The 7,101-nt window shown below is 71.2% G+C and carries 5 protein-coding genes, 1 rRNA gene and 1 pseudogene; 4 read left to right on the top strand and 3 right to left on the bottom strand.

Going from position 1 to position 7,101, the window contains the following annotated elements; genetic code table 11:
• From rrf to ACIBCK_RS21125, 3 genes and pseudogenes are all read left to right on the top strand, one after another.
• Positions 1 to 95: ribosomal RNA gene (gene rrf / locus ACIBCK_RS21135) — 5S ribosomal RNA — on the top strand; the annotation flags it as partial.
• A 242-nt stretch (positions 96 to 337) separates the two neighbouring features.
• Positions 338 to 1,411 (top strand): annotated as a pseudogene (locus ACIBCK_RS21130) (hypothetical protein); the annotation flags it as partial.
• A 48-nt stretch (positions 1,412 to 1,459) separates the two neighbouring features.
• Positions 1,460 to 2,311, top strand: coding sequence for a hypothetical protein (locus tag ACIBCK_RS21125; RefSeq protein WP_399392326.1), 852 nt, complete (start codon positions 1,460 to 1,462; stop codon positions 2,309 to 2,311).
• Between the two features lie 95 nt (positions 2,312 to 2,406).
• Here the strand turns inward: ACIBCK_RS21125 and ACIBCK_RS21120 are convergent, their stop codons facing one another.
• Positions 2,407 to 3,684 carry a DUF1015 domain-containing protein gene (locus ACIBCK_RS21120; RefSeq protein WP_399392271.1) on the bottom strand — a complete coding sequence of 426 codons (1,278 nt, stop codon included), beginning with the start codon at positions 3,682 to 3,684 and terminating at the stop codon, positions 2,407 to 2,409.
• 72 nt (positions 3,685 to 3,756) lie between these two features.
• Here ACIBCK_RS21120 and ACIBCK_RS21115 point away from each other — a divergent pair, with 72 nt between their 5' ends.
• Positions 3,757 to 4,785, top strand: coding sequence for an HAD hydrolase-like protein (locus ACIBCK_RS21115; RefSeq protein ID WP_399392269.1), 1,029 nt, complete (start codon positions 3,757 to 3,759; stop codon positions 4,783 to 4,785).
• A 413-nt stretch (positions 4,786 to 5,198) separates the two neighbouring features.
• Here ACIBCK_RS21115 and ACIBCK_RS21110 read toward each other — a convergent pair whose 3' ends face one another.
• Both ACIBCK_RS21110 and ACIBCK_RS21105 read right to left on the bottom strand, forming a co-directional pair.
• On the bottom strand, positions 5,199 to 6,032 hold the full coding sequence (locus ACIBCK_RS21110) for a siderophore-interacting protein (RefSeq protein WP_399392267.1): 834 nt from the start codon (positions 6,030 to 6,032) through the stop codon (positions 5,199 to 5,201).
• Entirely contained in the window at positions 6,032 to 7,024 is a 993-nt protein-coding gene (locus ACIBCK_RS21105) for an ABC transporter substrate-binding protein (protein WP_399392265.1), read from the bottom strand. The genes ACIBCK_RS21110 and ACIBCK_RS21105 overlap by 1 nt, the downstream gene beginning before the upstream one ends.
• Between the last annotated feature and the right edge of the window lie 77 nt (positions 7,025 to 7,101).

Genomic DNA, 7,101 nt, shown 5'->3' with positions numbered 1-7,101 from the left:
AAACGCCCGGTTACATTCCGAACCCGGAAGCTAAGCCTCATAGCGCCGATGGTACTGCAGGGGGGACCCTGTGGGAGAGTAGGACGCCGCCGAACAATCTTTGGAGGACCCATGGTCCCAGCACACACGCTGGGACCATGGGTCCTTTTTGTTTTGTCGAAGCGCGCCGGCTACCCGGCTGCGCGAGAATGACTGCGGTACCGAAGACTAGGAGTCACCGATGTCCACCAACTCTCCCGACGAGCGACCGGAGCGCGGCCAGCGCGGCCGGGACGGTGGCGACCGGGGCGGAAACCGTGGCGGCGCGCCCCGCCGCGACGACCGCAGCGGCGGTGGGCGTCCCCCGTTCCGCCGTGACGACCGCTCCACCTCCGGCGGCCCGCGTCGCGACGACCGCGACCGGGGTGCGCCTCGCCGTGACGACCGCGGCGGCGAGCGCGGCGGTTTCCGGCGTGACGACCGTCGGGATGACCGCGGTGGCGACCGTGGTGGCTTCCGCCGTGACGACCGGTCGACCTCTGGCGGACCGCGCCGTGACGACAACCGGGGTGGCGGCGGCGACCGACTCCCCTTCCGACGTGACGACCGACGCGACGACCGGCGTGATGACCGCGGCAGTGATCGTGGCGGCTTCCGTCGCGATGACAATCGCGGTGGCGGCGGCGGTGGCGGTTTCCGCGGGCGTGATGACCGCAGTGGCGGTGGGCGTCCTCCGTTCCGTCGCGACGACCGCTCGACCTCGGGTGGCCCGCGTCGCGACGACCGCCGTGACGGTGACCGTCCCGCGTTCCGCCGTGATGACCGTTCGACCTCCGGCGCTCCGCGTCGCGACGACCGTGGTGGCGACCGTCCGCCGTTCCGTCGCGACGACCGCCGTGACGATAACCGTGGTGGCGGTGACCGTGGTGGTTTCCGTCGTGACGACAACCGTGGCGGTGGTGATCGCGGTGGCTTCCGTCGCGACGACCGTCGCGACGACCGTCGCGATGACCGTGGTGGCGACCGTCCGCCGTTCCGTCGTGATGACCGCCGGGACGATAGGCGTGACGACCGTGGCGGTGACCGCGGTGGCTTCCGCCGTGACGACCGCCCCCGTGGTGGCGACCGTCCCGCCTTCCAGCGCGATGACCGTCGTGACGACAACCGTGGCGGTGGCGATCGCGGTGGTTTCCGCCGTGACGACCGACGCGATGACCGTCGGGATGACCGCGGTGGCGACCGTGGCGGGTTCCGTCGTGACGACAACCGTGGTGGCGGCGATCGTGGCGGGTTCCGTCGCGATGACAACCGCGGCGGTGGCGGTGGCGGCTTCCGCGGGCGTGATGACCGTGGGCCCCGGCGTGACGACCGAGGCGGTCGGCCCGGCGGTTTCCGTGGGCGCGACGACCGGCGTGACGGTGACCGCGGTGGGTACCGCGGGCGTGACGACCGGGACCGCGACCGCGAGCCGATCAAGCGGCTGCCGATCCCCGATGACGTAACGGGTCACGAGATCGACAAGGACGTGCAGCAGGAGCTGCAGAGCCTTCCCAAGGGGCTCGCCGAGGATGTCGCCAGGAACCTGGTTATGGTCGCCAACCTCCTCGACGAGGACCCCGAGCAGGCCTACGAGTACTCGCGGATCGCGCTGCGGCTCGCCTCGCGCGTCGCTGCTGTGCGCGAGGCGGCGGGCTTCGCCGCGTACGCGACCCAGAAGTACAGCGAGGCGCTCGGGGAGTTCAGGGCGGCCAAGCGGATGACCGGCAGTGTCGAGCTCTGGCCCGTCATGGCGGACTGCGAGCGCGGCATGGGCCGGCCCGAGAAGGCGCTGGACATGGCCGGTGCGCCCGAGGTGCAGAAGCTGGACAAGCCGGGGCAGGTCGAGATGCGTCTCGTCGCCGCCGGTGCACGGCGTGACCTGGGGCAGATCGATGCCGCCATCGTCACCCTCCAGGGCCCTGAGCTCGCGTCGAACTCCGTCCAGCCGTGGACCGCGCGGCTGCGGTACGCCTATGCCGACGCGCTGCTCGCGGCGGGACGTGAGGACGAGTCGCGGGAGTGGTTCGCGAAGGTCATCGAGTCCGACAAGGACGGCAGCACCGACGCGTCGGACCGCCTTGCCGAGCTTGACGGCGTCGAGTTCGTCGACGTGATGGAAGGGGAGTCGCAGGCGCCGGTCGCAGAGGCGGCGCCCGTCTCGGAGCCCGACGTCGTCTTCGTCGCCCCGGTCCAGGAGGACCAGGACGAGGACGAGGATGAGGGCGTGGAAGAGTACTACGACGAGGACGACTTCGAGCTGGACGACGACGGTGACGAGGACCGCAAGGCCTGAGCACTGACACTGACCTGGTAGTACGACAACGGGCGGGATCCCATCAAGGGTCCCGCCCGTTGTCGTATGTGCGGTGATTCACATGTGCGCGTGCTTCAGAAGTCGAGGCTGCGCAGGACCAGGCCCGAGGCCGGCTTGGGGCCGAAGGACGTGGACTTGCGGGGCATCGTGACGCCCTGGCGGGCCAGGTCGCGTACGACCTCTTCGCGGACCGGGTGCATCAGGACGGCCGTGCCGCCGTCGCGTTCCGCCTTCTCCACCGTGGCCTCGGTGTCGTGGATGTACGCGATGTGCTCCGGGGCGTCCGGGATCTGCCAGATGTGATCGAGGAGCGTGGAGTGCAGGACCGTCGCGTCCAGGGTGCGCCAGGCCTCAGGGGGGTCCGCCGGGATCGTACGGGCCAGGAGGTCGGGGGAGGGGAGGTCTATGAGGTGGAAGGCTCCGTCGCCCGCGAGGAGGAACGCGTTGCCTTCGGCCGCCGCATCGGCCAGGGCTTCCAGGGCGCGGGGGAGGGGGCCCTCGATGGTGCGTACGCGGAAGGAGTCCTTGACGGCGGCCAGGGCGTCGGAGACCGGGAGCAGGTGGAGGTAGCGGTGGATGGAGCGGACCCGGAGCGGGTAGCGGGCGGTGTCGACCAGGAGGACGAGGCCGTAGTCCCAGGGGCCGGCCGACGGGTGCTCGGAGCGCAGCCGGAGATTGGTCGCCCACCGGTGGTGCCCGTCCGCGATCAGGGCCTGGTGGTGGGAGAGATCTGACTGGATCTCGGCGAGGTCGGCGGGGTCGGTGACGGCCCACAGGCGGTGGCTGAAGCCGTCCTCCGTGGTCGTCGACAGGAGGGGCTTGGTCGTCACGGTGCGTTCGATGACGGCTGTCGCGCCCGTGGGGTCGCCGGTGGAGCGGTACGTCAGGAGCAGGGGTTCGAGGTTGGCGCTCGTCGCGCGCATCAGGGCCGCGCGGTCCTCCACCACGTGGGACATGACGCCTTCGTGGGGCAGGACGATGCCGTCCTTCGCCTCGGAGAGGCGCAGCGCGCCGATGATGCCGCGCTGCAGGATGCCTGCGTCGCGCTGCTCGTAGACGTAGAGACTGGGGTCCGGATCGGGGGCGAGGACGCCCTGGGAGAGCCAGGCGTGCAGGGTCTCGGCTGCCTGCTGGTTGCGGGCCGCCGGTGTGGTGGCCTGGGGGAGGATCAGCCGGACGATGTTGTGCGGGTCGGCCGACTCCAGGTGGAGCAGGCCGTCGGGCCGTACGACCACGTCGTACGGCGGGGACGTCACGGCGGCAAGGCTGCCGACCTGTTCGGGGACGTAGCGAACGCCTCGGAACGGGATCAGGTCGAGGCCTCGGTCGTCGGTATGACCCGCTGTGTTCATTGCTGCATCGTATGTGTGTCAGTGGCATGAGCGATGATCGGGGGAGTGGGATCGATCGAGGAGCGATGCGTAATGAGCCAGACCGTCAGGACGCGGCCCGAAGGCAGCCGGGATGTGCTGAGCGAGGCGTATGACACGGCGCTGCTCGACCTGGACGGGGTGGTGTACGCGGGCGGCCACGCGATCGCCCACGCCGTCGAGTCGCTCGGCAAGGCCGCCTCCGGCGGCATGCATCTCGCGTACGTGACGAACAACGCGCTGCGTACGCCGGACGCGGTGGCCCAGCATCTGACGGAGCTCGGCATTCCGACCGGGGCCGCGGACGTCATCACGTCCGCGCAGGCGGCGGCGCGGCTGGTGAGTGAGGAAGTCCCTGAGGGCGCGCGGGTGTTGGTCGTCGGCGGGGAAGGGCTGCGGGTCGCGCTGCGGGAGCGTGGGCTCGAGCCGGTGGAGTCGGCGGACGACAGTCCTGTGGCGGTCGTGCAGGGGTATGGCGGGCCCGACATGGCGTGGGGCCGGTTCGCCGAGGCCTGTTACGCGATCGCGCGCGGTGTGCCGTGGTTCGCGTCCAACACCGACCTGACGATTCCCAGTGCGCGGGGCATCGCGCCGGGCAATGGCGCGGCGGTCGAGGTCGTACGCATCGCGACGGGCGCGGAGCCGCGGGTGGCGGGTAAGCCGCTGCCTCCGATGCACCGCGAGACGATCCTGCGGACGGGCGCCGAGCGGCCGTTGGTCGTGGGCGACCGGCTCGACACGGACATCGAGGGCGCGTTCAACGGCGAGGTGGACTCGCTGCTGGTCCTGACGGGCGTCACGGACGGCGCCCAGCTGCTCGCGGCCCCGCCCGAGCACCGGCCCACGTACGTGGACGCGGACCTGCGCTCCATGCTGACCGGCCAGCCCGAAGTGACCTCGGCGCAGGGCGGCTTCGGCTGCGGCGGCTGGACGGCGGCGGCGCGGGGGCACGAGCTGGTGCTTGACGGCGAGGGCGACGCGATGGACGGGCTGCGGGCGCTGTGCGCGGCGGCATGGACGGAGGCGGGGGACGGGAAGTGCGCGCTGGACGGGGAGAAGGCGTTGAGGCGGCTGGGGTTGTAGTCCCGCCTGGGCGGCGGGGCAGTGGGGCAGCGGGCGGCTGGCGGCTGACGGCTGGCGGCGCGGTCGGTGATGGGGGTTGCGCTCCGGGTTGACCCGGCCGGAGCCGTTGCTCTGAAGCGATGTGGCTCCGGGCGCAGCCCCGGGTGGGCGTGGCTCGGGGTGTGGCTTCGAGGTGAGCCGGCCCGGGGGTCGGCCCCGAGCCCGCGGCCGTCCAGCGGCGAGGCCGGCGAGGCCTCGGCCGGTGTGCGGGCGGGGGCTTCGGGGGAGCGACCTGGGGGCCGGCCCCTCTAGCGGTGCGGCCCCGGCCGCTGCGTGAGCTGGGGCTTGCGAGGGCCGACCCGAGGGGTGGACCCTCCCGCGCCGGACCGCCGGCCGGTGTGCGGGCGGGGCCTCGGGCAGCGGAGTGGGCGGAGTCAGGCCGTTTCGTTGCGGTCTATCAGTTCGTCCGTGGTGGTGCCCTTGCGCCAGTAGCCGGAGAACGAGATCCGCTTGCGGTCGAAGCCGCGGTCGCCGACCAGGTGGCGGCGGACGGTCTTGACCGTCGCGGACTCGCCCGTGACCCAGGCGTACGGAGTGCCCGAAGGCAGTTCGGCGGCGCGGATCCCCGACGGCGTCGCGCCCTCCTCCGTGAGCCAGGTGATCTCGGCGTCGGCCTTCGTGGGCAGCTCCTGCTTGTCCGCCGGGTCGTGGACCTCGATCCACACGCGGGTCGGCGTCCCGGGCGGGAGCGTCTCCAGGATGGCCGCCACCGCGGGGAGCGCCGACTCGTCGGCGGTCAGGAGCACCCAGTCGGTGTCCTGCGGCGGCCTGAAGTCGTAGGCGCCGTTCTCCTCCTCGACCGGGGCGAGTACGCCGATCCGCGCGCCGGGGCCCGCGGACCGCGCCCAGCTGGTGGCCGGGCCGTCGTGGGGCGAGGGAGCCGCGCCGTGCACCGCGAAGTCGACGATCAACTCGTCGGGATCGCGGCGCAGTTCACGCGTGGTGTAGGTGCGCATGATGCCCCGGACATCGGGGTCGAGGGCGCACCAGTCCGCGTACCAGCTGGACGCGTCGCCCTCCGTCGTGTCCGGCATGACGGGGGCGTCCTGGCCCGGGTGCGGAAGGAAGATCTTGATGCGCTGGTCGCGGCCGGCCGAGGCCATCCGGTCCAGGCCGTCGCCGCCGAGGGCCACGCGGATCATGGAGGGGGTGACGTAGTCGGCGCGCAGCACGTGGCAGTCGAAGAAGTGGTACGGCGATTCAGTCATCAGGTGAGCCTCTTGGACTTCTCGATGGCGGCGGCGAGTCGTTCGAGCACGGGGGCGAAACCGGCGTAGCTGTACCGCTCTTCCATCGACCAGGGCACGGTCTGGCCGGCCTTGACGGCGGGGAGCAGCTCCCAGGTGGGTTTCTTCGCCAGCTCCTTGGCCGGCAGCGCCGTCGACCGGTTGTCCATCATGATGAGATCCGCGTGGTATTTGTCGGCGTTCTCCCAGCTGAGGAACTCCCAGAAGCCCCATTCGTCGCTCTTCTTGCCCTCGACGAACTCGACACCGAGGTCCTTGAAGTAGTTCAGGTCGCAGTAGGAGTCCGGCACCGCGACGTAGAACTGGTCGGCGTCACCGGTCATCGCAAGGACCTTCAGGCCACGGTTGCCCTTCGCCGCCTCCCGCAGTCGGCGCTCGGCCTTGTCGAAACGGGCCTTCGCGGCGCGCACCTTCTCCGAATCGAGGTCCCCGCCGAGCGCCTCGGCGAGTTCGGTGTAGCGCTTCAGCGGTTCCAGGAGCGAAGCGCGGGCGCCGTTGATGCCGACCGTGGGTGCGAGCGCCTCGATCTTCTTGGTGCTGTCCGCCGGCACGAACCAGAGGGCGGGCGGCGGGAACATGTTGCTGATCAGGAGGTCGGGGTCGAGACCCGCGTACTTCTCGATGTTGAACTGGTTGAAGGACTCACCGAGGCTCGTCAGTTTGCTGACGTCGAGGTCGCCCGCCTGCGGGTTGGGCTTGCCGTCCACCGGCTTGGAGGGGCCGAAGACTCCGGTGCAGGTGACGCCGTAGTCGTGCAGGGCCGCCGCCGTGCTGATGTAGGCGACGATATTCTTCGGGGTGTGGTCGACCTTGGCGGTCTTGCCACGGTCGTCCTTGAAGGTCCAGGCTTTGGAGCCCGCGCTCTTCCCGGACTTCTCCTCGCTTCCGCAGGCGCTGAGCAGGGCGCCGATGCCGAGGGCTCCGCCGGAGGCGAGCAGGCCGCGGCGGGACATGCCTGGGGTGACAAGTGCGTCACGGCGGGGCGGAGCGGGAGTTATCGGGCGGCGGGCGCGCATAGGTTGGTGCTTCT

Origin of the sequence: Streptomyces sp. NPDC051218 (assembly GCF_044455475.1) — a bacterium.
Taxonomy (GTDB): Bacteria; Actinomycetota; Actinomycetes; order Streptomycetales; family Streptomycetaceae; genus Streptomyces.
Note: the sequence above shows the minus strand (reverse complement) of the source record. Positions and strands in the feature narration are given on the sequence as shown.